27 protein-coding genes are annotated in these 25765 nt (G+C 37.6%); 7 read left to right on the forward strand and 20 right to left on the reverse strand.

Features of this window, described 5'->3' with window-relative positions; translation table 11 throughout:
- Positions 1–20: 20 nt before the first annotated feature.
- Both R2Q70_RS10200 and R2Q70_RS10205 read right to left on the reverse strand, forming a co-directional pair.
- On the reverse strand, positions 21–2405 hold the full coding sequence (locus tag R2Q70_RS10200; protein WP_316807496.1) for a S9 family peptidase: 2385 nt from the start codon (positions 2403–2405) through the stop codon (positions 21–23).
- Between the two features lie 233 nt (positions 2406–2638).
- A complete protein-coding gene (locus tag R2Q70_RS10205) occupies positions 2639–3826 on the reverse strand; it encodes a hypothetical protein (protein ID WP_316807497.1) in 1188 nt (395 codons plus the stop codon).
- A gap of 159 nt (positions 3827–3985) precedes the next feature.
- On the opposite strand from R2Q70_RS10205, the gene R2Q70_RS10210 reads away from it, so the two are divergent.
- Positions 3986–5377, forward strand: a complete 1392-nt coding sequence (locus tag R2Q70_RS10210) for an aldehyde dehydrogenase family protein (protein ID WP_316807498.1) — start codon at positions 3986–3988, stop codon at positions 5375–5377.
- A 111-nt stretch (positions 5378–5488) separates the two neighbouring features.
- Here the strand turns inward: R2Q70_RS10210 and R2Q70_RS10215 are convergent, their stop codons facing one another.
- From R2Q70_RS10215 to R2Q70_RS10250, 8 genes are all read right to left on the reverse strand, one after another.
- The gene (locus tag R2Q70_RS10215; protein WP_316807499.1) at positions 5489–6208 is read right to left on the reverse strand and encodes a heavy-metal-associated domain-containing protein; all 720 of its coding nucleotides are present in this window, start codon (positions 6206–6208) and stop codon (positions 5489–5491) included.
- A gap of 466 nt (positions 6209–6674) precedes the next feature.
- The gene (ygiD, locus tag R2Q70_RS10220) at positions 6675–7499 is read right to left on the reverse strand and encodes a 4,5-DOPA dioxygenase extradiol (RefSeq protein ID WP_316807500.1); all 825 of its coding nucleotides are present in this window, start codon (positions 7497–7499) and stop codon (positions 6675–6677) included.
- A gap of 93 nt (positions 7500–7592) precedes the next feature.
- Positions 7593–7715: a hypothetical protein gene (locus R2Q70_RS10225; protein ID WP_316807501.1), complete on the reverse strand. Its 123-nt coding sequence runs from the start codon at positions 7713–7715 to the stop codon at positions 7593–7595.
- Entirely contained in the window at positions 7705–8265 is a 561-nt protein-coding gene (locus R2Q70_RS10230; protein ID WP_316807502.1) for a helix-turn-helix domain-containing protein, read from the reverse strand. Before R2Q70_RS10230 ends, R2Q70_RS10225 begins: the two co-directional genes overlap by 11 nt.
- Entirely contained in the window at positions 8265–8750 is a 486-nt protein-coding gene (locus R2Q70_RS10235; RefSeq protein ID WP_316807503.1) for a DUF3347 domain-containing protein, read from the reverse strand. Before R2Q70_RS10235 ends, R2Q70_RS10230 begins: the two co-directional genes overlap by 1 nt.
- 94 nt (positions 8751–8844) lie before the next feature.
- On the reverse strand, positions 8845–9660 hold the full coding sequence (locus tag R2Q70_RS10240; RefSeq protein WP_316807504.1) for a hypothetical protein: 816 nt from the start codon (positions 9658–9660) through the stop codon (positions 8845–8847).
- A 1-nt stretch (position 9661) separates the two neighbouring features.
- Complete coding sequence (locus R2Q70_RS10245) at positions 9662–10198, reverse strand: heavy-metal-associated domain-containing protein (RefSeq protein WP_316807505.1); 537 nt, start codon at positions 10196–10198, stop codon at positions 9662–9664.
- Between the two features lie 81 nt (positions 10199–10279).
- Positions 10280–10684: an HYC_CC_PP family protein gene (locus R2Q70_RS10250; RefSeq protein ID WP_316807506.1), complete on the reverse strand. Its 405-nt coding sequence runs from the start codon at positions 10682–10684 to the stop codon at positions 10280–10282.
- A gap of 94 nt (positions 10685–10778) precedes the next feature.
- Here R2Q70_RS10250 and R2Q70_RS10255 point away from each other — a divergent pair, with 94 nt between their 5' ends.
- The 4 genes from R2Q70_RS10255 to R2Q70_RS10270 all read left to right on the forward strand — a co-directional run bounded on the left by R2Q70_RS10255 (position 10779) and on the right by R2Q70_RS10270 (position 14552).
- A complete protein-coding gene (locus R2Q70_RS10255; protein ID WP_316807507.1) occupies positions 10779–11498 on the forward strand; it encodes a peptidylprolyl isomerase in 720 nt (239 codons plus the stop codon).
- Entirely contained in the window at positions 11498–12265 is a 768-nt protein-coding gene (locus tag R2Q70_RS10260; protein ID WP_316807508.1) for an exodeoxyribonuclease III, read from the forward strand. Before R2Q70_RS10255 ends, R2Q70_RS10260 begins: the two co-directional genes overlap by 1 nt.
- Positions 12266–12361: 96 nt before the next feature.
- Positions 12362–13603 carry an imidazolonepropionase gene (hutI, locus tag R2Q70_RS10265; RefSeq protein ID WP_316807509.1) on the forward strand — a complete coding sequence of 414 codons (1242 nt, stop codon included), beginning with the start codon at positions 12362–12364 and terminating at the stop codon, positions 13601–13603.
- Entirely contained in the window at positions 13581–14552 is a 972-nt protein-coding gene (locus R2Q70_RS10270; protein ID WP_316807510.1) for a formimidoylglutamase, read from the forward strand. The genes hutI and R2Q70_RS10270 overlap by 23 nt, the downstream gene beginning before the upstream one ends.
- Positions 14553–14737: 185 nt before the next feature.
- Here the strand turns inward: R2Q70_RS10270 and R2Q70_RS10275 are convergent, their stop codons facing one another.
- The 10 genes from R2Q70_RS10275 to R2Q70_RS10320 all read right to left on the reverse strand — a co-directional run bounded on the left by R2Q70_RS10275 (position 14738) and on the right by R2Q70_RS10320 (position 23424).
- Positions 14738–14896 carry a hypothetical protein gene (locus R2Q70_RS10275; RefSeq protein WP_157258990.1) on the reverse strand — a complete coding sequence of 53 codons (159 nt, stop codon included), beginning with the start codon at positions 14894–14896 and terminating at the stop codon, positions 14738–14740.
- Between the two features lie 10 nt (positions 14897–14906).
- Positions 14907–15467 carry a 5-formyltetrahydrofolate cyclo-ligase gene (locus R2Q70_RS10280; RefSeq protein ID WP_316807511.1) on the reverse strand — a complete coding sequence of 187 codons (561 nt, stop codon included), beginning with the start codon at positions 15465–15467 and terminating at the stop codon, positions 14907–14909.
- Between the two features lie 348 nt (positions 15468–15815).
- Positions 15816–16376, reverse strand: a complete 561-nt coding sequence (gene efp / locus R2Q70_RS10285; protein ID WP_010602181.1) for an elongation factor P — start codon at positions 16374–16376, stop codon at positions 15816–15818.
- 119 nt (positions 16377–16495) lie between these two features.
- Complete coding sequence (gene efp, locus R2Q70_RS10290) at positions 16496–17056, reverse strand: elongation factor P (RefSeq protein WP_231458612.1); 561 nt, start codon at positions 17054–17056, stop codon at positions 16496–16498.
- Positions 17057–17669: 613 nt separating this feature from the next.
- Positions 17670–18284, reverse strand: a complete 615-nt coding sequence (locus tag R2Q70_RS10295) for an ABC transporter ATP-binding protein (protein ID WP_316807512.1) — start codon at positions 18282–18284, stop codon at positions 17670–17672.
- Between the two features lie 9 nt (positions 18285–18293).
- Complete coding sequence (locus tag R2Q70_RS10300; RefSeq protein ID WP_316807513.1) at positions 18294–18776, reverse strand: GNAT family N-acetyltransferase; 483 nt, start codon at positions 18774–18776, stop codon at positions 18294–18296.
- A gap of 38 nt (positions 18777–18814) precedes the next feature.
- Entirely contained in the window at positions 18815–19600 is a 786-nt protein-coding gene (gene lpxA / locus R2Q70_RS10305) for an acyl-ACP--UDP-N-acetylglucosamine O-acyltransferase (RefSeq protein WP_010599175.1), read from the reverse strand.
- Positions 19600–21012: a bifunctional UDP-3-O-[3-hydroxymyristoyl] N-acetylglucosamine deacetylase/3-hydroxyacyl-ACP dehydratase gene (locus R2Q70_RS10310; protein WP_316807514.1), complete on the reverse strand. Its 1413-nt coding sequence runs from the start codon at positions 21010–21012 to the stop codon at positions 19600–19602. The genes lpxA and R2Q70_RS10310 overlap by 1 nt, the downstream gene beginning before the upstream one ends.
- Positions 21002–22078: a UDP-3-O-(3-hydroxymyristoyl)glucosamine N-acyltransferase gene (lpxD, locus tag R2Q70_RS10315; protein WP_316807515.1), complete on the reverse strand. Its 1077-nt coding sequence runs from the start codon at positions 22076–22078 to the stop codon at positions 21002–21004. The genes R2Q70_RS10310 and lpxD overlap by 11 nt, the downstream gene beginning before the upstream one ends.
- Positions 22079–22200: 122 nt before the next feature.
- The gene (locus R2Q70_RS10320) at positions 22201–23424 is read right to left on the reverse strand and encodes an HD domain-containing protein (RefSeq protein WP_316807516.1); all 1224 of its coding nucleotides are present in this window, start codon (positions 23422–23424) and stop codon (positions 22201–22203) included.
- A 111-nt stretch (positions 23425–23535) separates the two neighbouring features.
- Between R2Q70_RS10320 and R2Q70_RS10325 the strand changes: the two genes are divergently transcribed.
- Together R2Q70_RS10325 and tsaE are read left to right on the forward strand one after the other, a co-directional pair.
- Complete coding sequence (locus R2Q70_RS10325; protein ID WP_316807517.1) at positions 23536–25089, forward strand: PglZ domain-containing protein; 1554 nt, start codon at positions 23536–23538, stop codon at positions 25087–25089.
- 238 nt (positions 25090–25327) lie between these two features.
- Positions 25328–25744, forward strand: coding sequence for a tRNA (adenosine(37)-N6)-threonylcarbamoyltransferase complex ATPase subunit type 1 TsaE (gene tsaE / locus R2Q70_RS10330; protein ID WP_316807518.1), 417 nt, complete (start codon positions 25328–25330; stop codon positions 25742–25744).
- Positions 25745–25765 lie beyond the last annotated feature (21 nt).

Genomic DNA, 25765 nt, shown 5'->3' on the forward strand with positions numbered 1-25765 from the left:
CTTCAGCCGACGGAAAAAATTTATTTCTTCAATGTATTTTCATACAATTTAAATATCCGCTTATATTCATCCGTCCAGCTGCTTGGCTCTACAAAACCATGGTCTTCTACAGGATAAACCGCAAGCTCCCAATTGTTTTTTCCAATCTCAATGAAACGTTGTGTGATGCGTACAATATCTTGAAAATGAACATTAACATCAACCATTCCATGGGCCATTAATAAGTTTCCCTTAAGTTTATCAGCAAAGTAAATAGGGGAGCTTTTTTTGTAGGCAATTGGGTCGTTGAAAGGCTCGTTTAAAATGTTGGAAGTATATCCGTGGTTGTAATGTGCCCAGTCGGTAACAGAACGCAAAGCAGCGCCACTGGCAAAAACATCCGATTCATTAAACATTGCCATCAGTGTAATGAAACCACCATACGAACCGCCATACAAACCAATATGCTTAGGGTTAACACCATATTTCTCCACCAAAAATTTAACACCATCCACCTGGTCAGTTAAATCTTTTCCGCCCATGTGACGGTAAATTCCGGTTCTATGGTCGCGGCCATAACCAGAACTTGCGGTGTAGTCAATATCAATTACTGTGTAGCCGTTATCAGCCAGTAAATTGTTAAACATAAACTCACGGAAGTAAGTGCTCCAGCCAAAGTGAACATTTTGCAAATAACCCGCACCATGAACGAAAACCACAGCTGGATGGTTTGGATGAGGATTTTCTGATTTATAAACCCTTGCATAAACATCAGCACCATATCGGTTTTTAAATGAAACCATATCAGGTTCACGCCATTTGTAAGAATTGAATTCTGCCGTTGTAGATTCAGTAATTTTTACCGCTTTTGCTCCGGCTTTGTTTGGCTGGATATACAATTCACCTGGCTTATTCAGGTAAGAATAATTGATGGCAACATACTTTTCATCAGGTGAAAGCGTAATGTCGTTTAAACCTTTCATTCTTGTAATTTGAACAGGTTCGCCGCCGTTTACACCAATTTTAAAGAAATTGGTAATTCCCGGGTGTTCTTTATTGGCTTTAAAATAAAAGGTGTTATTATCTTTTGATAGTTGCACCGATTGAACTTCCCATTTGCCTGAAGTGAGCTGTTTTTTATCGCCAGTTGAAACATTTGCCACGTATAAATGCGAATATCCTGTTGCTTCGCTTTGGTAATAAAAACGGTTATTGTCAATCCAGCCTGTGCTGCCCTGGAAAAAGCCGCTAATGCCTGGGCCACCAATCCATGCCTCATCATGTTGGCGGTCGATTAAGTCAAATTTTCCTGTTAATGCATCCAGTTTTAATATCCAGCGGTCCTTGTTATCGGTAGAAGTGGCCACCATAATTCCGGTGGTTCCGTTTCCATTCCAAAGCGGACCAAAAAAATTAACAGGTCGGTCTGCATTTTTCTTTTTCAGTGAATCTAATTGCTTCGGATAATCTTTATAGAAATCAGGAATATCTTTAATTCCAGGAATGGTTGCAGTTTGTATAGCATAAACGGTATCTCGTTGTGTATCAAAAATAAATCCCTGAGTGCTACTTTCATTTTCTCCAACCTTTGTTCTTCCAGGAATATCCTCAGTATAACCAGATGCCGTTACATAATTTGGTACGATAGTGCTGTGATTGTTTTGTGCCGGAGTAGTTAATTTATAAGTTACAAACCGTCCATCAGGACTAATTACCACACCATTCAGAAACTTATCATCAGTGTAAAGTGGCTTTAAAGATTTCGTATCTGCAGATGGTGAACCAAAACGACCTCTTCCCCCGCGAGCACCACCACGATTTTCTGCATTTCTTTTTTTAATGATATCGAATAATTCCGTTTGTTGCGCTTTTAACCAGTTGTCCTGTTCAGTTGCCGGTTTTGCAGGTACTCTTCCAGCTGCTTTTCCTTTAACAAAATTGGTTACTTGTTTGGTCTCAGCAGTTTTCATATTCAACTGGAAGATATTGTCGCCCAATTGATATGCAATATCCCCATTGGTTAAAAAGACAGGGCTGCTTTCCCTTTCCATCGTATTGGTTAAACGGGTTTCTTTCTTCGTTTTAAAATTCTGAAGGTAGATATCGCCACTTTTTTCAACGAGGCCTAAAGATTTATCCTTGTTGTAAGTATAATTTAAGCCTAATAATTTCTCATCTTCTTTCTCAGCAGCTTTTATAGGTTTCGTTGATGAGTTTGAAATGTTGAACAATTCTTCTTTCACCTTATTTTCAGGATTCCAGTTGAAGTACAAAGTTTTACTATCTGCCGTCCAACGGAAGTTTGTTGGCGAAGTTCCCATCCATTTTGGGTCACGCATTATTTTTTCGACAGTTAATGGGGCTATTTGTTGCGCAAAAGTATATTCTCCTGTACATAACAGTAGAAAGAGTAGATATTTCTTCATGAATTTAGTTTGGAAGCTGCAATTTAGATAAAGCAGAAGCGAAATCGATAAGGAAATGGAAATGTTACAACTCGCGGTTTAGTTAACCACAGATAAAGAGGATGAGCACAGATAGTTACATTAGAAAAATTGCAACGGAAAAAAGTTAAAACCTATTTCGTATAAGTTTGTGATTCCGAAGTTAGATATCCTTTTAAATCCGTGTTTATCTGTTTGCATCTGTGGTTAAAAAATTACCTTATCACTCTTCCGGTTCTATCCACATTTACCATATCAAATGGCTTCAAATATTCATTAATGATTACAGAAAACTCTCTTCGCGTTAATGCTTTTTTCAAATCATATTTTGACGAAAATTTATAGCTTTTGCTCCATTTTTTCTCAATTTCAGTTGTTGTGGCATCAACCGCTTTATTCCCCACATAACAAACCATTGAAATGGTATTTTCCAGATTAATGGGAATATTTTGATGGTCGTCGAACCAGATTTGGGCCTTGTAATAGTAATCTTTTATCGGCTGTTTTATTTCATCATAAGAAACTTCTTTTTCCGGATTGAAATAAACTTTTCCATTTTTGATATCGGCTTTCAAAATTCCTGTAATACCAACTTTTTGTATAGCTAACCAGTTCGAATCTGCTATTGTTACATCTTCAAAAGGCATTAAAGAAAGTTTATAACTTAGTAATTCGCCTTGTATTCTTTTTAAATTCGATAAGCTGGTTTTGGTTTGAAAAAACGCCGCGTATGCTGCGGTTGCACCAGCGGCTTGCCCAATCGCTAAGTTATCAGACTTTATGTATAGGATATTTTCCTGATTTGGAATGAGCAAATTGTAAAGTGATAGAAAATCTGCCGTTTTGTTTATCCCGCCAATTGTAGTCCGATATAAGTTTTCCGAATAATTTAAGTTGGTTGCCTCTGAAACATTCAAGCTGCTAACTTTTAATGCAGGAATAACTTTTCGAATATCATCCGTTACAATTAAAACCTTTGCCTTGATGCTTTTTTCTTTGGTAAGTTTTGCTTCCCAGCCACTTCCCGAACGTTTTAATTCGTAATAGGGCGTATTGTTAATCACGTCTAAAAGTTTAGAACTATCCGACCAATTTTTAATTACAGCATTTAAAATTTGATTGGTTATTTCGGGTAACGCAACACTATCTGCAATTTTTAAAGATTTTCTTGCGCTCTTTTCGAATGCTTTGGTTACCCCGGTTTTAGGGAAGTTGTTGAATTCACTAATTTTAAATCCATCACTTTGTGTTAAAATTATGGTGTTAACGCCCGATTCTGATGCCTGAATACCCGCTGCAAAGGCTGAATTTGAATTGCCTAAAACCAATACATCGGTTTTAATGGTTTGTGCCTGGCTAACTAAGGGAATTAAGTATATGAAAACCAAAAATAACTTCTTCATTGCTGGTATTTAAAATTATTTGCAATATGCTTTAAATGGATGAGCTTTTGATGAAATGAATAGATTTTAACTAAATTTAATAGGAAATAGTGATGTCGGTCTGTGTTTATTGAAGACCTCTCATTATCGTTCAACGAGCTCAAGATGACAGATATTTCAATGGAACAAAAAATAAAATCAGTTTTCGATTTACAACAAAAATATAAATTTGACTTACGTAAAACGGATGCAAAAATCCGCATAGCCAAACTCAAAAAACTTAAACAAGTTTTGGAAAATGCTGAAGAAGAAATTTATCTGGCTTTGGAGAAAGATTTACGGAAAAGCAAATTTGAAACGGCTATAACTGAATTGTTTTTTACCTATGCTGAAATAGACCACGCCATTAAAAAGTTGGCAAGCTGGATGAAACCAAAATCGGTTAGTAAAACGATGAGCAATCTTTTTGCCGCAAATAGGATTTACTATGAGCCGAAAGGCGTTTGTTTAATTGTCGCTCCGTGGAATTATCCTTTACAATTAATTATGAGTCCGTTGATTTCGGCAATTGCAGCCGGAAATTGCGCCATTTTAAAACCATCGGAGTTAAGTGATTCAACCGCTAGTGTTATTTATAAAATTATATCGAATACTTTTGATGAAAAGGAAATTGCTTGTTTTGAGGGCGATGCAGAGGTTTCTACAGCGCTACTAAAACTTCCGTTCGACCATATATTTTTTACCGGGAGCACTGCGATTGGAAAAGTGGTAATGGAAGCTGCAGCCAAAAATCTTACTTCGGTTACTTTAGAATTGGGTGGGAAATGTCCGGTAATCATTGATGATTCTTGCGACTTAAAAAATGCCGCAGAGAAGATTGCGTGGGGCAAATTAGTTAATGCCGGGCAAACCTGTATCGCACCGGATTATGTTCTAATTGATGAAAAACAGGAAGCGGAATTTGTAAATTATTATAAAACTGCAGCACAGAAAATGTTTTTTGTGGATGGAGCAACCAACACAGCTGTTTATGGTAAAATTATCAACCAGAAGCAATTTGACAGATTGAATGGCCTGATAAAAGCCGCAATAAATGAGGGTGCAAAATTAGAATTTGGGGGAGAGACAAATGCGGATTCTCTCACGATTAATCCAACTGTTTTAACTTCAGTTGGTGCAGATCATAGCATCATGCAAGCGGAAATATTTGGGCCGGTTTTACCAATAATCAAATACCAGAACTTGCAGCAAGCCATCGATTTTGTGAATGCAAAAGATAAACCTTTAGCACTTTACATTTTCTCCAATGATTCTAAAAAACAACGAAAAATCATCAATGAAACCAGTTCCGGAGGTACCTGCGTAAATGATGTGTTGGTGCATATCAGCAACCCAAATTTACCTTTTGGTGGTGTAAACAGTAGCGGAATGGGAAGTTGTCATGGGATTTTTGGATTTAAGAATTTCTCTCATGAAAGAGCTATTGTTTTTCAATCGAAGTTCGGCATGACGAAGATGATTTATCCTCCTTACAATATGAGCTTATTAAAATGGTTAAAGAAGCTTCTATGATTAATTAAAGTTAAAAAGCTTGCCACGGAAACACGGATTGACACGCAATAAGGTTGAATATTTTCGTGATCTCTGTGTTTCCGTGGCAAAAAATCTTTTCATGCGGATTGACTACATCAGCACCAACATCGCTGCACTCATTGCAATCATAATCGCATCTTCAACAATTGTAACTGTGCTCATTGGCAGGTTAAAAACCGCACCAAGGCAAGCACATTGAATTTTTTTCTTGTTCAAAACGCTTTCTAAAACGCCGAGAATACTCACCGTCATTACAACCAGGGTAACCCAATTTACTACAACTGGCGATAAATTCAAGGCAAAACTTAAGCCTAAACCAAGTTCGATAAAAGCATAAATGTAACCCCAGGCATTAAATTTTTTGGCTACGATATCGTACATCGCATAGCTTTCGGCAAAAGCTTTCAAATTCAACATCTTGAAAAAAGAAAAGGTTAAGAAAAACCCAGCCATGAAAACACGCATGAAAGTCATCGTATTTATGCTGCCGTCTTGCCACGAAACCAACAAAGAAATCGCTGTAACATAACCAAAAATCAATAGAATTGGCTTATAGGTTGCTGCCCATGATTTTGTTTCTTCAGCCAATTCACTATGGCTGTTCGCCGTTATTTGGTATTTACTTTCTGACCCGCCTAAAGCTTGCTGCAAAGTATCTAAACCAATATGTTTATCCATACTGATGGTTGCAGAATTTGTATCTTTCGAAACCTCAACGGCAGTTACCTCAGGCAAAATTAAAAGGTTGTTTTTTACTTTATTTTCGCAACCACCGCAAGTCATTCCGGTAAGTTGATAGGTATGTGTCATAACTTAAATTTTAAACAAATTTACCCATCTGGGCGATGAGAACCGTTACAGAATAATCATAAAATGTTATAGAATTTTTAGCGGATGTCGTGACTTTTTATGGACTTTGTTTATACGATATGCATTCCCCTCTCCTAGAGGGGTGCCCGCAGGGCGGGGTGTTTATTTGTCTTGCCAGACAGGCTTTTTTCTTTTGATAACAAAAGAAACAAAACCGAGCATTTTGCGAGCTCATTAATACAATAAAAAACAATACGAACTGATTAATAATTGCCGGCTGAAAATTTTTGTATTAAAGTTAGTGATTTGGCTTTGAAGGTGTATCCCCAATCCCGTACGTACGGGATGTTAGGCCGGTTCAAAGTAGAACGGAGAAATAGTGCGTTGGCTTAGTTGGGTGGAAATATATGTTTGACAAACAATTTCGTTTACTTTGTACTTTACTTCTTGTCCTTTACTGTTAAACCTATCCTACCAAAACAGAAGTCATCGTTAACGAACCACCAACAGCTTTATCATTAAAAAAAGAAACTTCTTCCTTGTTGTTTTTCAACCCTAAAGTATAAATCAAAGGCAAATAATGTTCCGGAGTTGGGATAGCCAACATCGCTTCGCTTCCTAAATTGCGGTAATTAATTAAAGGTTTATGGTCGCCGTTGGCAATCAGATTTTTGAATTTATCATTCATTTCATTTGCCCAATCGTAACCGCCGCCATTAATCATTTCCCAGCTAATCATTCGAAGATTGTGAACCATGTTTCCGCTTCCAATAACCAGAACTCCTTTTTTGCGAAGCGCATAAATCTCTTTGGCAATTTCATAATGTTGCTCTGGCGATTTTGTATAATCGATACTCAATTGGAGAACAGGAATATTTGCATCAGGATATATGTGTTTTACAACTGTCCAGGTGCCGTGGTCTAAGCCCCAATCGTGGTCTAAACCAACATTTGTAGAATGGACCAAACCCGGTATTTCAGCTGCCAATTTTGCATCGCCGGGAGCCGGATATTGAGCATCAAAAAGCGCTTGTGGAAACCCTCCAAAATCATGAATGGTTGATGGAAAATCCATTGCCGTAACAAAAGTTCCATGTGTGAACCAGTGCGCCGACACTACCAACACGGCTTTTGGCACCGGGATATTTTTAGCCAATTCTGTCCAACTTCTGCTAAACTCATTATTTTCAATCCCATTCATCGGCGAGCCATGACCAATAAAAATGGTTGGCATTAAATCCGTTTGTGGTAAACGCTGGGTAAAACTTCTGAATTGTGATAAGCTTGACATGCTGTTGAATTTTAGTGTAAAGTTACAGCATCGCGTATTTTGGCAACTTGATTTATGTTAAGAAAAGTCTGGAAATTCCATCTGTCTTCATTTTTATCCGTCGACTGAAGTCGACGGCAATGAAATGGATGGCGCATCATCGGTCATCCTTTTTTCTTGCATGGCATTCTTTGCCGTCAGTTTCAACTGACGGAATGATATCAGTTTATATTTCATCTAAAGTTTTCCTCTTATCCGAAGTCTGCTTTTTATAAGCTGATGGTGTTAAACCTGTTACTTTTTTAAACTGAGCAGAAAGATGAGCGACACTGCTATAATTGAGTTGATAGGCAATTTCGCTTAGCGTGAGTTCGCCATAAGTGAGCATTTCTTTTGCCTTTTCGATTTTTTGAGCGATGAAATACTTTTCTATTGTTTGATTTTCTGCTTCAGAAAATATAGCGCTTAATTGATTGTATTCGAGATTAAGCCGTTGGCTTAAATAAACAGACAAATTGATTTTCAAAGGCTCTTTTGCATAATGAACCAAATTGATAATGGAAGTTTTAATCTGCTCCGCAATTTGCGTTTTTTTATCCTCCAATAATTCGAATCCAAAATGATTTAACCTTTCGGCAATTCTCAATTTATCATCAACAGAAATATTTTCAGCAATTAGAACTTCACCTAGCTCAACCGAAATAGGGTTAAAGCCAAGCTTTTGCAGCTCAGCTTTAACCACCATTTTGCAACGGTTGCATACCATATTTTTGATATGCAGATTCATTATTTCGATTTTATGGTTTCAGTTACGTCGCCACAATCAAACATCATGCTTCCGTAATACGGATTCTCGATATTTTCTTTTTCGTTTAACCAGCTTGCTTTCGCCATTGGGCAATGCTGAACATAAACTGTTGCATTGTTAAATTTGATGTTCCTTACGGTTTTAATCATTGCCGAAGAAATCATTTCGAAAGATTTTCTTTGCGCTTTGATGTCTTTTCCTGCGGCCAGTTCTGTTGTTTTTGCTTTAATTATTTTCGCCTGCTCCATCCAAAGCGTGTGTTGCGTTGATGGCAAATCTTTGTGTGGAATGGCATCAACTTTAGCCGATAAAACCTTTACTTTTTCTTTCGCTACATCTTTTTTATCAGCTGCCAAAGCATTTTTAACATCGTAATAAGCGGTTAATAATTGATTGAAAGCCGCATCAGTCTTACTTTGTGCGAAAGTTAATTTTGTAGTCGTAATGGCAATTATAGCCATCATTATCATGATTTTTTTCATCTTGTATATTTAATTTATTTGTGATGAAACTTGTGTAAGCTGTAAAATTTGTTGCTTACACAGGTTTCATTGTATTTTATTTTAAAACATTAAAAAAGTTAAATTCTGCCCTCAGCAGATACATGTTTTTCAAGTATCGGTTGGCCATATTGCCCGTTGCCTGGAAACGGTAACCTAAATCAATCCGGGTTCTGCTGTTTAAAATCACCTGAACGGCTGGTGCCAAATCTAAATAAGATTCGCCCGAACCTGGGTCAGTTTTACCTAACAGTTCGAAGTAAAGGTTAAAATTCGGCTCTTTGTAATCCTTATAAACAAATGGCAAAACCAAGTATCCGGAAGATAAACTGTAGGACAGCATTTTATCTGGTTTCGGGGTGTTGAATCTATTAACCTTATCCGATGGCCCGAAAGCATCTGCATAACCTAATGTTGCCGAAAGTGCTAGTTTATGAAGCAGTTGCGTAAAAATCAATCCGGCTTGCCAGCCACTGTTGTCGCCCTCCAAATTAATATCTCGGCTAAAGCCAGGTCTTTTGCTGGTGCTTATTCTTCCAAAAGCGGCAGCCCTGAAATGACTTTGAGCTTCATCGATAGAAAGGAAACGATATTTTGCATATAAACTCCCGCCTTCCAGACGATATTTTCCATCCATATCTGATAAGAATGCTTGTGCATGAGCCATTAGGTTTTTGTTAAAGCCGAACATCACTTCGGGAACCGTTCTGCTTACAAAGCCCGGATTATTGAACATGCCTTCGTTGGTTAAACGAACCCCAATCGATTTAGTGGGCATGTTGCTGGCAGGCTCGGTAAAAACATATAATTCCTGGCTGAACGAATGATTACAGGCACCGATTAAAATCAGTGCCATCGTTAATATACGCCTCATTTTAAGAAACAGCTAAGTGATAAACACGGGTTTTCTTTCCGTTAACAACCGCTGTCCCGTTTGCATAAGCATCAGAATTTAATGAAGCAGCTTGTTTTTTAAATGCAGCACCTGAAATAAAGTTTTTATCAACTATTGATGCTTTTACCGTTCCGTTTAAAGTTTTACTTTTCGCATTTACAAAACGATAAACGTTGCCATCCACAATCGCCTGACCTTTATCATCAACTTTAACCTGATTGAAAGTGAAATCAGCCGTTAAACCACCAACAGAAAAGCCAGCATCCTGAACTTTTTTACGAATTAAATCGATGTTAATGTCGGCACCTTTTTTAAAGGTTAAAACGAAGATGTTTTTGTTTAAATCTGGTTTTACAGAATTAATAAAACCTAAAGTTTCTAATGATTTTTGCGTTGCGTTTGAACACATGGAGCAGGTTAATCCTGTCACTTTTAAATCTGCTGTTGATATTTGTTGAGCCGAAACTTTAACGGCAAAAAGAAGCATAATGATGCTGAATATTTTGATTGTTTTCATGATTTTTGAAATTAGAATTTAAAGAAAATGTCACATTGAGCCTTTCGAAATGCTTATGCACCGAAAGGCAAATGATTTATCCTAATTCCTAAAAATACAATTGAAAACATGCAAGGCAACCCGCAAAGAAAGTGGCGGTGCTTTGTTGCTGATTTTACTGAAAAATGCAGGGGTAATGTTACTCAGAAATTCTAGAACTGGCGGATGAAGAAAAAGCTGGATAGAAAACAACTTCGGCATTTCTACTTTTGCCGCAGTTTGGTGACTATCTTTAACCTTAACTGTTACCTGAGTGTTCTTGCAACAGCCATCATCTTTGATTTTCTCTGCCGGAATATCTTTACAAAGCTTACAAGCAAGCTCACTGCTGAACAGTTTTACATTCGCCAGTTTACCACCGCAAAAATGCAGACTTAAAGCCAGACCAATAACACTAACCGCATACAATACGGCCAAAGAAAGTGCTATTTTTTGTTTTAACTTCATTTCTACAAAGTTAAGGTAAAAAAAGCCGAATATTAAAGCGCTTTATTTATTGAATTTCATTTTTTAGCTTAATTTAGCCTCAAACACCATTTAAATGAAGAAATTATTATTATTGATCTGCACTTTCTCGATAATATCAGCATTTGCTGCAAAGCCTAAAAATCAATATATCCGGATTAAAACAGAGTTTGGCGAATGCATTGTAAAGTTATATAATGAAACTCCATTGCACCGCGATAACTTTATAAAACTTGCGAAAGAAGGCTATTACAACGGCACTTTATTTCACAGGGTGATAAAAGATTTTATGATTCAGGGCGGCGACCCGGATTCAAAAAATGCAAAGCCAGATTCTTTATTGGGTGAAGGCGGACCGAAATACACCATTCCAGCAGAATTTAGAGATAGCTTATTTCATAAAAAAGGTGTTTTGGCCGCTGCCAGAGATAATAACCCTGAAAAGGCATCAAGCGGAAGTCAGTTTTATTTGGTACAGGGAAAGGTTTTTACGGATGAGCAATTAAATAGTCTTGAAGAAAAACGGTTGAAGTTTAAAATTCCGGAATGGCAAAGAGAAGTTTATAAAACCATTGGAGGTGCGCCGCATTTGGATAGAAATTATACCGTCTACGGAGAAATTATTTCCGGATTAGACATGGTTGATAAAATTGCTGTCTTAGAAACCGATAAAAATAACCGCCCTAAAAAAGATGTTAAAATGGACATCACGATTTTGAAAAGGAGAGAGGCAAGGAAGTTAGAGAGGGAGTTGGCGAAAGATTTATTAAAGGATAAACTTATCATGAAATCCTAATGAAAATCATATCCTACAACGTAAACGGCATTCGGGCAGCGAGTACAAAAAACTTCTTCGGTTGGTTACAGGCTACAAATGCCGATATGGTTTGCCTTCAGGAAGTTAAAGCCTTGCCAATACAAATTCCAGAAATCATTGCTTTGGTAGAGCAATTGGGTTATCATCATTATTGGTTTCCAGCTCAGAAAAAAGGTTACAGTGGCGTAGCCATCTTAACCAAAATTAAACCTAATCACATTGAGTATGGATGCGGCGAAGAATGGATTGATCAGGAAGGGAGAATTTTAAGAGCTGATTTCGATGATTTCTCGCTCATGAGTTTGTACATGCCTTCAGGCTCCAGCGGAGATGAACGGCAGTTGAAAAAATATGCCTTCATGGAGTTTTTTGATGTTTACATTGATGAATTGCGTAAAGAAATTCCGAACTTAATTGTGAGCGGAGATTATAACATTTGTCATACTTCAATCGATATTCATAACCCAAAATCGAATGCAAATTCATCAGGCTTTTTACCTGAAGAACGTGAATGGATGCAGCTATTTTTAGAGAACGGTTTTGTCGATGCTTTCCGTCATTTTAATAAAGACCCGCATCATTACACCTGGTGGAGTTATCGTGCAGGCTCAAGAGGTAAAAATTTGGGTTGGCGGATCGATTACCATTTAGTTACGAAGCCAATGGAAAGCAGATTAAAAAATGTAAGGATTTTGCCTGATGCCATTCACTCCGACCATTGTCCGGTTTTGCTGGAGATGGAATGAGTTGCTTAAACGGTTAATCGATTAAATGGTTAACTGTTTCCGAGACGCCAATTAACCAGTTGAACAATTTAAACCATTAACCAATACGCTAACCAAATGCTCATCACAAATATCAAAGGTCTTGTAGGCTTGCACCCAAAAGAAAAATTGGTTCTTCGCGGGAGCGAGATGAAAGATTTACCTGCTTTGGAAAATGCCTGGCTTTTAATCGAAGATGGTTTAATTAAAGATTTTGGTAAGATGAGCGAAATTCCATCTCGAATTTCAAATCTCCCATCTCAAATCTCAGCAGAAGGTAAATACGTTTTTCCATCCTGGTGCGATAGCCATACACATATTGTTTTTGCCGCATCGCGGGAAGAAGAATTCGCCATGAAAATTCAGGGCAAAACTTACGAAGAGATTGCGGCAGCAGGTGGCGGGATTTTAAATTCAGCCAATAAGCTTCAACAGGCATCAGAAGATGAGTTGTTTGAAAGCGCATCCATTCGTTTAAAAAATATGATTTTAAAAGGCACAGGTGCTGTTGAGATTAAAAGTGGTTATGGCTTAACGGTAGAAAGCGAAATTAAAATGCTGAGGGTGATCCAGCGGTTAAAAGCGAACTCTCCGATTCCAATAAAGGCTACATTTTTAGCGGCCCATGCTTATCCAACAGCGTTCAAAGATAACCATCAAGGCTATATTGATTTAATTATTAACGAGATGCTGCCTCAAATCGCAGCAGAAAAATTAGCGGATTATATCGATGTTTTCTGCGAAAAAGGATTTTTCTCCGTTGAAGAAACGGACCAAATTTTAAAAGCAGCCGCAAAATTTGGCTTAAAACCAAAAATACACGCCAATCAGCTTTCTGTTTCAGGAGCAGTTGAAGTTGGTGTAAAAAATAATGCGGTATCCGTCGACCATCTCGAAGAAACCAATCAGCATAACATAAATAGTCTAAAAACATCAAATACCATTACAACACTTTTGCCTTCCTGTTCTTTTTATCTGGGAATTCCTTTTGCCGATGCGAAAAGTTTGATCGCAGAAAATGTTCCAGTAGCAATAGCCACTGATTATAATCCGGGCTCAACACCGTCGGGAAACATGAATTTTGTGGTTTCCCTGGCTTGCATAAAGCTTAAAATGCAACCAGAACAAGCCATCAATGCCGCAACTTTGAACGGTGCCGCTGCTATGGAAATCAGCAGCGAATATGGGAGTATTGCCATTGGCAAAAAGGCAAATTTATTTATCACCAAACCAATGCCTTCTGTGGCCTATTTGCCTTATAGTTTTGGCGATGTGCAGATAGAAACCGTTATTTTAAATGGGGAAGTTTACAATGGATAGCCTTAAATTATATTCGCAAAGCGATATCAATGACCTGATTATTTACCGGAGTGGTGAAACCAAACTTGGCGAAAAAGTGCAAGTCACAGCTTCTTTGGATTCACTGAAATCATTGGATGCTAAATTTGTGCTTTTGGGTATTCCTGAAGATATTGGTATCCGGGCAAATGCGGGTATAGCAGGCGCATCTACAACCTGGCGACCAGCTTTAATAGCTTTCCTAAACATTCAGAGCAATCGATTTTTATCTGGCGAAGAAATTTTGGTGCTGGGGCATTTCGAAATTGAGGAACCAGAAGATTCTACGATTGATGGGTTGAGAAAGAAGGTTAGTGAAATTGACGATTTGGTCTATCCGGTAATTGAAAAAATTGTTGCTGCGGGTAAAATCCCAGTCGTAATTGGCGGCGGGCATAACAATGCTTATCCAATCATAAAAGGAACATCGTTGGCTAAAAAGCAGTCGATTGATGTTTTAAATGTAGATGCACACGCAGATTTAAGAGAGCCTGAAGGAAGACACAGCGGTAATGGTTTTACCTACGCTTTGGGAGAAAAATTTCTTGAAAATTATTTAATGTATGGTTTGCATCAAAACTATAATAACGAAGCCATTTTAACTCAAATCGAAGCAAACCCAAAGTTAAAAGCAATATTTTTCGATGATATTTTAAAAGGTGCAGAAGACAAGAATTTCTTATCTGCTATTGGTTCTGTCGCAGGCTTGGAAATAGATTTAGATTGCATTCAAAATGTACTTGCAAGTGCCGAAACGCCATCAGGTTTCGCAGTAAATGATATTCGAAAATTAATTTTAACGAACAAAAACAAGTTTTCTTACCTGCACATCAGCGAAGGTGCAACCAGATTGCTTGATGGGAGAGTAAGCAAATTAACCTCTAAATTAATTGCTTATTTAATCAGTGATTTTATAAAAGCGCAGGTTTAAGGTTGTTTGTCACAGATTAGCAGATTCTTTTCTATTGAAATCACTAAAAAGCTATTGAGTGAATCGTCATTTCGACCGAAGTGGAGAACCACGAAGTGCTCAGCGAAGCTAAATCTTTGAACTCAGAATTTTTATGGAGATGCTGAAATAAATTCAGCATGACGAACTTTGAAGAAAGGATTAATCTACAAATGCTCCGCCTCGTATTTTTCACCCGCCTTTAGCATCAACTCTATCTGCTTTAAATCTTCAGCGGTAAGTTCTTCTTTTTCCTGTAATTCAAATACAGCAATCATGTTGTCTTCGTATTGTTTTTCAGTTTTAATAACGATTTCCTGTGCCATGATTGTAAGCTTAAAATTTAATAGTTTCTGTTGGTGTAATGCAAAAGTCTAATTTAATGTCGTGTTCATTTACGTCATCAATGCTATCAATTGCAGGCGACAAAGATAAGCCTATTTTTTGAGCATTTATATTTTCGAGAAAACGGTCGTAAAAACCCTTTCCATAACCAACCCTGTAACCCATTTTGTCAAAAGCTAAAAGCGGAATCAAAACCATATCAACTTCCCCGTCATGTATGCTTCCCTTCTGCGGTTCCAGAATGTTGTAAAGATTCTTTTGCAAATCATTTACGCCCAAATATTCATGGTTAGTCATCAAGGCCGTTTCAAAATCAGCTTTAGGAACTATGATTTTAATTTGAGCATGATTTTCGGCTAGCCATTCAATCAATAAGAAGGTATTTGGCTCTTTTTTCTCAACTATAGGCAGGAATATATGAATGGTTTTAATATCGCTAAAATCCAACGCTTGAAATTGTTCCAGCAGCATCTTATTAAGTTTCTGATACTCATCATCACGATAAGATAATCTTTCTTTTAATGCTTGTTTCCTAATTTCTGACTTGAACATATTGCGAATTTTGGTAAATATAATAATTTGCATCGTTGCTGTTATCGGCGGTTAGCAACGGAGCCTATTTGCAGAAATGAGGTACGTAAACCCGATAGAAGTGGAAATACTTTTTTTGTTGCAGATGCCTTTGTACCCCAGCATTACAACCCTGTAAAAAAAGATTGGAACAGATAGCGGGGGCTGCTCTTTCCGAAGAACTTGCTACAATCATTTTCAAAAACTATTGCCTGGAAAAATAGATCTTCATAAGAAATACATGGAACTGATTTGCATGATTCTGCGGCAAATTTTTAAACAAAAAAGCCCCTGAAAATAAACTCAGGGGCTCCATTATTTTTTGATAAACTATTTTACACGCTCTACATATTCGCCTGTACGCGTATCAATTTTAATCTTATCGCCTTGGTTTACGAACATTGGCACTTTAACTTCAACGCCATTTTCAAGCGTTGCAGCTTTCAATGCATTTGTAGAAGTATCGCCTTTTACCGCTGGCTCCGAATAAGTAATTTCAAATTCTGCGAAGTTTGGCAGTTGCCCCATAATGGCTTCGTCGCTTTCCATTGAAACGATTACGCTCATGCCTTCTTTTAAAAATTTAATGGCCGAACCAAATAACGATTTTTCAACGTTATATTGTTCGTAAGTGTTGTTGTCCATCACCACCAAATAATCGCCATCTTCGTATAAATATTGATAATCATTGGTTTCTACGCGGCAAATTTCTACTGCCTCGTCAGTATTCATACGGGCTTCTACTATTCTGCCCGATTTAATGTTACGAAATTTGCCAGTGTAAAAAGCGCCGCCTTTACCTGGTGTACGGTGATTCCACTCATCAACGGTAACCAATTCGTTGTTTACACGCAGGATGTTACCTGTTTTAATTTCTGATGCTTTTGCCATATGATGTGATCCTATTTGGATTTATATTTCAGTTTTTTGTGACGGCAAAGGTAAAATTATTTTAACAAAAACCTACAATGGTTTAGGGCTTTAAGGTTTAGTGAATAAGGTGTTATCGCCTACTTCACACGTTCCATATAATCGCCGGTTTTGGTGTCTACCTTTACTTTATCGCCCTGGTTAATAAACAATGGCACCCTTATTTCGGCTCCGGTTTCTACGGTTGCATATTTTTGCGCACTGGTAGAGGTATCGCCTTTCACGGCAGGTTCTGTATAGGTAATTTCAAGCTCCACACTGTTAGGCAGCTGTGCAACAATCGGTTCATCGCTTTCAAAAGCAACGGTTACATTCATGCCCTCTTTAAGAAATTTAATTGCACTGCCGAACAGCAGTTTAGGGATATTATATTGTTCAAATGTATTGTTATCCATCACCACCAAATAATCGCCATCCTCGTACAAATACTGATAATCATTGGTTTCAACGCGGCAAATGGTAACCTCTTCATCTGTCCGGAACCGATATTCGACAATTTTTCCTGTTTTTACGTTGCGCATGCGGGCCTGATAAAATGCCCTCAAATTGCCTGGCGTACGGTGGATATATTCTTCTACACTTACCAACTCTCCGTTAAAACGAAGCACATTTCCGCTTTTTACTTCTGATGCCTTTGCCATTAATAATGATGTTTTGTTTTTTAAATATCAAAGTTAAATAAAGGTTTTTTGATTTGGAAAGCAAAGTCTGGAATAAATCGGTTACTGTAGTCCCGCTTTTACTTCAATCTTTTTTGTAAAAATAAACCTCGTAGGTTTATCAAAAAAGTATTTACGTGGCAATCGGGTTTAGAACACCTGGGTTTGCCTAAGAAATAAAAACCAGCTCCTACAAACGCCATTTCTTTGTTGATAGGCTCGAAGAAATTTTCCCGCCTAGGGTGCTTCATGATCAAACATTTCGGATGGCTTGGTGCCTGGCAACGAACTTTTTTTATAAAAAAAACAGCGTATAAAAGAAATGCCTTTGGGAACCACTCCAAAGGCATAATCAACCTAAACCTCAAACTAAACTATGAAAAAATTTTTTGCGTTTTACAGCTATATTTTGTGTCCGTAACAACGGAGAATATTAATGTTTTCCCTTCAGAGATTTTTTAATAATTGTTTCTCTTTTTGGTGGTGCAAAGGTAAGAACTATTTTTCAATTGCAAAATATTTTTTTAAAAAAATAATTATAATACAAATCGATGACAAATCAGTGAGTTACTTGGTATTAGGCTTTGGTGTTAAATTATTTGAAATCAGCTATTTGAAGATGGTTTTGGCAAAAATCGTATTCGTGAATTTGATTAGAACCAATTATCGTTAACCTATCTTTTGCGAAATTTTCGATCAACTCATGATACCAGCCTATTCCCTGGACGTCTAAATTGCTGGTAGGTTCATCTAAAAATAAAATGGGCGAATCGGAACAGCAAGCCAAAGCAAGTTTGGTTCTTTGTTTCATTCCCGACGAAAAGTATTTAATTTCCTTGTTGGCTGATTTTTCAAGGCCAAGAATTCCAATAAGCGATTGCGCATCAACGCCGCTGGCAAAATTTTTGAATTTGAAATGGAAATTGATGATCTCTTTTAAGGTAAAAGTTTCTACCAGTTCAAGATAAGGTGCCGCTAAACTGATGTATTTGTAAATGTCTTCAACCGCAATGTCAGAACCATCAGCAAACGAAATATCGCCTTCAGAAGGGGTTAAACTTCCAGTTAACACACTTATTAAAGTAGATTTACCTGAACCATTTGCCCCCAAAATTGCATAACTGTTGCCTGAACTAAATTCGGTGCTCAAGTTTCGGAAAATCCATTCCTTGTTAAATCTTCGGCCAACATTTTTTAGAACGATCTTCATTTATCAGTTTCAAGAATTAGTATCAGGCAGGAAATTGGATAACGATTTAGCCATGCAAACGCTGTTGTCTAGACCGATGTATTGGCCATAATTTGGCGTAATATGATAACCAACCTTTTGATATAAAGCAATTGCTTCGGGTTGCTTTTTACCGGTTTCCAAAACACATTCGGTAAAGCCAAGTTCTGAAGCCCAATGCTCCAACTCAGATAAAATATTAATGGCAATGCCCTGCTTTCTGTAGTCAGGATGAACAAACATGCGTTTAACTTCAGCTGCGGTTGCTGAGAACGCCTTTATTGCGCCACATGCCACAGGAATTTCATTTTGGTAAGCAACAATAACCTCTTTTATGGCATCAACCTTATTAAATTGAGCATAAAAGGTGTGTTCATCACCATCTCTAACCGCTAAATCCCGATCCAATAAAGCCACCAATTGCCTAAAATTGGTATTATCTGAATCTGTTCTGATTAGCTTTAAAGTGCTCATGGGTGTTTGCTATAAGCTTATGTGTTTTTACTTTGAGCTTAACTGCCCATTCCAAAACCCTTCATTACGCCACGGTTAGAGTTGCGAATAAAATCTACAATTTCATCACGAATCTCTGTTGGCTTAAATTCAGCCTCAATCATGTCTAAAGCTTTGGTAACGTTATTGTGTTTAACGAAGAGTACACGGTAAATTTCCTGAATTTCGTCAATTTGCTCATTGGTAAAACCTCTTCTGCGTAAGCCTACAGAGTTGATACCAGCATATGAAAGCGGCTCGCGGGCAGCCTTAACATAAGGTGGCACGTCTTTACGAACCAATGATCCACCAGTTACGAAAGCATAAGAACCAACCTTTACAAATTGATGAATGGCAACTAAACCAGCCAAAACCACATTATTACCAATGGTAATGTGACCAGCTAAAGTGGTACTGTTTGAGAAAATACAATTATTTCCTACTTCACAATCATGGGCGATATGTGAGTAAGCCTGGATTAAGCAATTACTTCCAATAACTGTTTTCCATTTATCTTTTGTTCCGCGGTTAATGGTTACACATTCACGAATGGTAGTATTATCCCCAATTTCAGCAGTGGTAACCTCGCCGGCGAATTTCAAATCCTGAGGTTCTCCTGAAATTACGGCACCAGGGAAAATCCGGCAGTTTTTACCGATACGGGCACCATCCATGATGGTTACGTTTGATCCGATCCAGGTTCCTTCGCCAATTACAACATCTTTATGTATCACTACAAAAGGTTCAATTACTACGTTTTCGGCAATTTTTGCCTGTGGGTGTATATATGCTAAAGGTTGTATCATTATTGGGCAGGTTCTGGTTGTTTAACTTTTGAAATTTGGGCCATCATTTCGGCTTCGACAGCGATTTTCTCGCCAACCATACCCACGCCTTTCATTTGAGCAATTCCTCTTCTGATGGGTTCAAGTAAGTCGCAACGGAAAACAATAGTATCGCCTGGAAGAACCTGGGCCCTGAAACGAACGTTGTCTATTTTTAAGAAATAAGTGAGGTAATTGCTTGGATCGGGTACGGTACTTAACACTAAAATGCCACCCACCTGTGCCATGGCCTCAATTTGGATTACACCGGGAAATACTGGTGCACCAGGAAAATGACCTTTAAAAAACTCTTCGTTCATGGTTACGTTTTTAACGCCCACAACATGGTTTTTTGAAAGTTCTAAAATTTTATCTACAAACAAAAATGGTTGACGATGAGGCAAAATGTCCATAATCTGAACAACGTCGTATAATGGCTTAGCGCTTGGATCGTACACTTTTTGTATTTTTTTATTTTTCTCTTTTTTAATCGCGGCTTTAATTTTTTTGGCAAAAGCAACGTTAGCGGCGTGGCCCGGGCGAGCTGCCATAATATGACCTTTTAAATGCATGCCTACCAAAGCCAAATCGCCAATCATATCCAGTAGTTTATGACGGGCTGGTTCGTTTTGATAACGCAACTCCATATTATTCAAAATTCCCTGAGGCGCAACATCGATATCAGCACGATTAAATAATTTGGCCAGGTGGCTCAATTCATCTTTCGTAACTTCCTTATCAACAATCACAATGGCGTTATTTAAATCGCCACCTTTAATTAAATTGTGAGAAAGTTGGTATTCCAACTCATGCAAAAAGCAGAAAGTACGGCAAGAAGCAATCTCTTTTTTAAACTCAGCAATGGTATTGATGCCAGCATGTTGGCTTCCTAAAACGGGAGAGTTATAATCAATCATACAGGTAAAACGGTAGTCATCTAATGGCATGGCCACGATTTCTACTTTTCTGTCTTCTTCTGTATAGGTAATGTTATGCGGAATGGTAAAGTATTCACGATCTGCATTTTGCTCAATCGTTCCTGCTTCTTCCAATAAATCAATAAACTGGATAGAACTGCCATCCATAATCGGTGTTTCCGGACCATCAAGTTTAATTAAAACGTTGTCTAAGTCCATACCAATTAACGAAGCCATTACATGTTCAACAGTGCTAACGCTTGCGCCATTTTGAGTAATGGTTGTGCCACGGGAAGTATCTGTTACATTGTCGGCATCCGCATCAATGATCGGGTGTCCTTCTAAATCAATACGTTGAAATTTAAAACCGTGATTTTCAGGCGCAGGGCAAAATGTAAGGGTAACATTAGCGCCGGTATGCAAACCAACACCCGCTGCTGATATTTCTTTTTTAATCGTTTTTTGTCTAACGTTCATTGTGTATTGTATTCTTTTCCAATTCGGCAGTAAGCCTTTTCAATTCTTCTTCTAAAGCGTTAATTCTTTTTTCAACTTCCGGCAAATGCTTAAAAATTACAGAAGCACGCATCCAGTTGCGCAAAGGTTGCGCCGGACTACCATGCCATTGTTTATTTTCTTCGGTGATATTAAAATTAATTCCGGCTTGTGCACCAATCTGAGTGCCTTTTGCTAAAGTTAAGTGACCAGCAATACCAACCTGACCGCCAACAACGCTGTTAGGGCCAATTTTAGTGCTTCCGGAAATGCCAGATTGCGCAGCTAAAACTGTGTTTTCGCCGATTTCAACATTGTGAGCAATTTGAATAAGGTTATCAATTTTTGCCCCTTTTTTTACAATGGTTGAGCCCATGGTTGCACGGTCTACAGTAGTATTGGCGCCAATTTCCACGTCATCCTCAATCACTACATTTCCAATTTGTGGGATTTTGTTATACGTACCATCTTTTTGCGGTGCAAAACCAAAGCCATCACTACCAATTACAGTATTGGCATGAATAATTACCCGATTGCCGATAACGGAATTATGATAAATTTTCACGCCAGGAAAAAAAGTGCTGTTTTCTCCAATTTTTGAGTTTGCGCCAATAAAGGTTTGTGCGTTTAACTTACATCCATCGGCAATAACAACATTTTCCGAAACGTAAGCAAAGGCATCAATAAAAACATCTTTACCAATTTTTGCTGAAGGATGAACAAAGGCCAGTTTATCAATTCCAGATTGGGCCGCCTGTGCATTTACAGCTTCATTATATTTATCTAACAGAATTGTAAATGAGCTATACGGATTATCTACACGTATTAATGTGCTGGTGAAAGGCTGCGTTGGGGCAAAATCTTTTGAAACGATGACTACAGAAGCCTGAGTAGAATACAAAAAGTTTTCGTACTTAGGATTTGAAAGAAAAGACAATGAGCCTTCTTTACCATCTTCTATTTTAGAAAGTTCAGTAACGGCTACATCGGGGTTACCATCAATGGAACCGTTTAAAAACTCGCTTATCTGCTTTGCAGTAAATTGCATCGTACAAAGGTATATGTTAAATTGATATGAACAAAAAAACCTGTAAAGGTTAAACCGTGTATATTTTACACAATAGTAAGACTTAAAACGGCAGTAAAAGTTAAATATTTTGTTAATTAATCTTAAATCCCCCGCGGGTAGCAAAGAATATATTTCTCAACCGTTTTTTGCAGCGACTCCAGGTTGGACAAATCTGAAGCTTTGGCGATATCAACAATATCGTTATTTTTCATCAGAATTTTAATATTTCCAACACCTGCATTGTAAGCCCTGTTTTGAATCGCATCGGTAAAAACAAAATACCGGGCTTCCTCAGGTTTAATATTCAGTAAATCTATTGTCGCATTTTTCAAAAAGTCAACGCGATCGCTTGGTGCCATCTCATTTCCCATTTCTACCTTATACAAATTTCGGGAGGTAAGCATTTGGCAAAGTTTAGATAAGATTTTATCTGGATGTTTAACCCAAACTTTTACTGCGGCGTAAATATCCTGGTCATCGAGATTGGTAAAATGCTCCAGATTGTCGTGTTGCTCAAAAAAGTTGGTTTCGCTGATGTCGTTTTTTAAAAAGTAATTTAAGGATGGTGATGCAAATAAATCTTCGCCAGCTGCAGCTAATTCTTTTGCCCTTTCCAGTAGCTTCACCAAAATCATTTCGCCAGAAATTACCGTTTTATGGAGGTAAACCTGCCAATACATTAAACGGCGGGCAATTAAAAACTTCTCGATAGAATAAATACCCTTTTCTTCAATTACCAAATCATCATCAAAAACGTTAAACATTTTAATGATGCGGTCGAAACTGATGACACCTTCACTTACACCTGTAAAGAAACTATCACGGTTCAGGTAATCCATGCGGTCTAAATCCAGCTGGCCTGAAATTAACTGATGAAGAAACCTTTTCGGATACGTGCCATTAAAAACTTCAATGGCATGGGTTAATTTTCCATCGAAATGATTATTCAGATCGTGCATCAGCTTGGATGAAATATCTTCATGTTTAATACCCGTTACCAATGAATGCTCCAGGGCATGCGAAAACGGACCATGACCAATATCGTGTAGTAAAATAGCCAGTGTAGCCGCTTCCTCTTCGCCTTCAGTAATGATATGGCCCTTACTTCTTAATACTTCTATTGCCAAACTCATTAAATGCATGGCACCCAAAGCATGATGAAATCGCGTATGTAAAGCCCCCGGATAAACCAGGTGAGTCATTCCCAGTTGTTTGATGTAGCGTAAACGTTGGAAATACGGATGTGAAATAACATCGTAGACCAATTCGGATGGAATGCTTATGAATCCGTAAACGGGATCATTGATTATTTTCTTCTTATTCAATCGTTAAAAATAGTTAAATAGATAGATACGGTACAAAAATTGCTATTTTTATTTATAGATTGATTTACCCGCCGAAATAAAAAGGCATTACATACCTATTTTTACAAAAACATGCAAGAAACTAAAATATTGTGGGCCGATGACGAAATCGACTTATTAAAACCTCATATATTATTGTTAAATGATAAAGGTTATGATGTAACTACTTTTACCAATGGAAACGACGCCCTCGAAGCATTTGGAAAAGCACATTTTGACCTCGTTTTTTTAGATGAAAACATGCCCGGCATGAGTGGAATTGAAACACTTTCTGCCATTAAAAACCTTAACCCTGATGTACCTGTAGTTCTAATTACCAAAAGTGAGGAAGAAAACCTGATGGAAGATGCTATTGGTAGTAAAATTGATGATTATTTAATTAAGCCGGTTAATCCAAAACAGGTTTTGTTAACCATTAAAAAGTTAATTGATAACAAACGTTTGGTAAGTGAAAAAACCTCAATGGCTTATCAGCAAGATTTCCGTCGTTTAGGCATGACTTTAAGTGATCGGTTGAATTATGAAGAATGGATTGAGGTATACAAAAAAATTGTTTTCTGGGAGTTGGAGTTAGAGAAGCTGGACGATCCTCAAATGCATGAAATTTTAACCATGCAGAAACAGGAAGCCAACACGCAGTTTTCAAAATTTATAGAAGAAAACTACCTTGACTGGGTACAGCATAAAGATAAATCACCACTGTTATCAAATGAGCTGTTAAAGAAAAAAGCTTTTCCGCATATAAATGATACCACACCGGTTTTTTTCATCTTGATTGATAATTTGCGTTATGATCAGTGGAAAATTATTAACCCTTTAATTTCTGAATATTTTAGAATAGATGAGGAAGATATGTACACAAGTATTCTTCCAACGGCAACACAGTATGCCCGTAATGCTATTTTTTCAGGCCTAATGCCTTTAGATATGGAAAAGCGTTTTCCTCAACTGTGGCAAAATGACGATGATGAAGGTGGGAAAAATATGCATGAGGAAGCATTCCTGGCGGATAACATCAAGCGAAGCTTAAGGAAAGACTGCAAATTTAGCTACAACAAGATTTTAACTTTTGAGCAAGGCAAGGATCTGGTAGAACAAACCAATAATTTACTACAGAACGATTTCAATGCGATTGTTTTCAACTTTGTGGATATGTTAAGCCACGCCCGCACCGATATGCAAATGATCCGTGAACTGGCAAATGACGATGCAGCTTACCGGTCGTTAACGTTATCATGGTTTGAACATTCACCACTTTGGGATTTGTTGAAGAAAATTGCTCAGAAACAGGTGAAAGTGATTATCACAACTGATCACGGAACCATTCGCGTGAAGAAACCAGTTAAAGTGATAGGAGATAGGGCAACAAATACAAATCTGAGATATAAACAGGGAAGAAATCTGAATTTCAATGCAAAAGAGGTATTTCTGATCAAAAACCCTCACGATGCTTTATTGCCTAAAATTAATATCAGTAGCAGTTATATTTTTGCCCGTGAGGATAGTTATTTTGTATACCCGAACAACTATAACCAGTTTGTAAATTATTATAACGAAACGTTTCAGCATGGTGGAATTTCGCTGGAAGAAATGATTATTCCGGTGGTTACCTATTCGCCGAGATAATACTTAGTTTTTTCGTCATTTGGAGTGGAGAAATCCTTTAAGTTGTAAGAAACTAAGTTTAAAAGATTTCTCCACTTCGGTCGAAATGACGATTAATATAGACAATCATCCTGAACTTGTTTCAGGATCTTATTAATGCGAGCAGAGCATAAGAAATGCTGAAACAAGTTCAGCATGACGAAATGTAAAAGGCGAAAGCAATGCAATTATGTATTACTTTTGCCTTTATTTTTTTACAATGGAAATAGCAGTTAAAGATTTATCCGATTTACCCCAAGTTGCAGGTAAACTTCTGGAATTTGCCTCGAAAGAAAAGGTATTCATCTTCGAAGGAGAAATGGGCGCTGGAAAAACAACATTCATTAAAAACTTTTGTAAAACACTTGGTGTGGAAGATGTAGTTTCGAGTCCTACATATTCTATCGTAAATGAATATGAAAGCCAAAACGGACCAGTTTTTCATTTCGATTTCTATCGGATTAAAGATATCCAGGAAGCTTATGATTTGGGTTATGAGGAATACTTCTATGGTGGCGGAATTTGCTTAATTGAGTGGCCTGAAAGAGTGGCCGAATTATTGCCTGATCATTATGTAAAAGTTGAAATTTCTGTTAGCGAGGGGAACGAAAGAATTTTCAGCTTATCGAAGGTGTAACAATTAGTTTTCAATTAATTA

This window comes from Pedobacter agri (assembly GCF_032678665.1).
In the GTDB taxonomy this organism is placed as follows: Bacteria; Bacteroidota; Bacteroidia; order Sphingobacteriales; family Sphingobacteriaceae; genus Pedobacter; species Pedobacter agri_A.

Excerpts from the sequence above, each read along its gene's own strand:
- R2Q70_RS10270 (WP_316807510.1), top strand. The coding sequence starts at position 13,581 with ATGGGGAAGTTTACAATGGATAGCCTTAAATTATATTCGCAAAGCGAT.
- R2Q70_RS10215 (WP_316807499.1), bottom strand. The coding sequence starts at position 6,208 with ATGACACATACCTATCAACTTACCGGAATGACTTGCGGTGGTTGCGAA.
- R2Q70_RS10310 (WP_316807514.1), bottom strand. The coding sequence starts at position 21,012 with ATGAACGTTAGACAAAAAACGATTAAAAAAGAAATATCAGCAGCGGGT.
- R2Q70_RS10235 (WP_316807503.1), bottom strand. The coding sequence starts at position 8,750 with ATGATGGCTATAATTGCCATTACGACTACAAAATTAACTTTCGCACAA.
- R2Q70_RS10295 (WP_316807512.1), bottom strand. The coding sequence starts at position 18,284 with ATGAAGATCGTTCTAAAAAATGTTGGCCGAAGATTTAACAAGGAATGG.
- ygiD (WP_316807500.1), bottom strand. The coding sequence starts at position 7,499 with ATGTCAAGCTTATCACAATTCAGAAGTTTTACCCAGCGTTTACCACAA.
- R2Q70_RS10325 (WP_316807517.1), top strand. The coding sequence starts at position 23,536 with ATGCAAGAAACTAAAATATTGTGGGCCGATGACGAAATCGACTTATTA.
- efp (WP_231458612.1), bottom strand. The coding sequence starts at position 17,056 with ATGGCAAAGGCATCAGAAGTAAAAAGCGGAAATGTGCTTCGTTTTAAC.
- R2Q70_RS10240 (WP_316807504.1), bottom strand. The coding sequence starts at position 9,660 with ATGAGGCGTATATTAACGATGGCACTGATTTTAATCGGTGCCTGTAAT.
- R2Q70_RS10260 (WP_316807508.1), top strand. The coding sequence starts at position 11,498 with ATGAAAATCATATCCTACAACGTAAACGGCATTCGGGCAGCGAGTACA.
- R2Q70_RS10210 (WP_316807498.1), top strand. The coding sequence starts at position 3,986 with ATGGAACAAAAAATAAAATCAGTTTTCGATTTACAACAAAAATATAAA.
- tsaE (WP_316807518.1), top strand. The coding sequence starts at position 25,328 with ATGGAAATAGCAGTTAAAGATTTATCCGATTTACCCCAAGTTGCAGGT.
- R2Q70_RS10255 (WP_316807507.1), top strand. The coding sequence starts at position 10,779 with ATGAAGAAATTATTATTATTGATCTGCACTTTCTCGATAATATCAGCA.
- lpxD (WP_316807515.1), bottom strand. The coding sequence starts at position 22,078 with ATGCAATTTACTGCAAAGCAGATAAGCGAGTTTTTAAACGGTTCCATT.
- hutI (WP_316807509.1), top strand. The coding sequence starts at position 12,362 with ATGCTCATCACAAATATCAAAGGTCTTGTAGGCTTGCACCCAAAAGAA.
- R2Q70_RS10205 (WP_316807497.1), bottom strand. The coding sequence starts at position 3,826 with ATGAAGAAGTTATTTTTGGTTTTCATATACTTAATTCCCTTAGTTAGC.
- lpxA (WP_010599175.1), bottom strand. The coding sequence starts at position 19,600 with ATGATACAACCTTTAGCATATATACACCCACAGGCAAAAATTGCCGAA.
- R2Q70_RS10250 (WP_316807506.1), bottom strand. The coding sequence starts at position 10,684 with ATGAAGTTAAAACAAAAAATAGCACTTTCTTTGGCCGTATTGTATGCG.
- R2Q70_RS10230 (WP_316807502.1), bottom strand. The coding sequence starts at position 8,265 with ATGAATCTGCATATCAAAAATATGGTATGCAACCGTTGCAAAATGGTG.
- R2Q70_RS10200 (WP_316807496.1), bottom strand. The coding sequence starts at position 2,405 with ATGAAGAAATATCTACTCTTTCTACTGTTATGTACAGGAGAATATACT.
- R2Q70_RS10300 (WP_316807513.1), bottom strand. The coding sequence starts at position 18,776 with ATGAGCACTTTAAAGCTAATCAGAACAGATTCAGATAATACCAATTTT.
- R2Q70_RS10245 (WP_316807505.1), bottom strand. The coding sequence starts at position 10,198 with ATGAAAACAATCAAAATATTCAGCATCATTATGCTTCTTTTTGCCGTT.
- efp (WP_010602181.1), bottom strand. The coding sequence starts at position 16,376 with ATGGCAAAAGCATCAGAAATTAAAACAGGTAACATCCTGCGTGTAAAC.
- R2Q70_RS10275 (WP_157258990.1), bottom strand. The coding sequence starts at position 14,896 with ATGGCACAGGAAATCGTTATTAAAACTGAAAAACAATACGAAGACAAC.
- R2Q70_RS10225 (WP_316807501.1), bottom strand. The coding sequence starts at position 7,715 with ATGAAATATAAACTGATATCATTCCGTCAGTTGAAACTGACGGCAAAG.
- R2Q70_RS10280 (WP_316807511.1), bottom strand. The coding sequence starts at position 15,467 with ATGTTCAAGTCAGAAATTAGGAAACAAGCATTAAAAGAAAGATTATCT.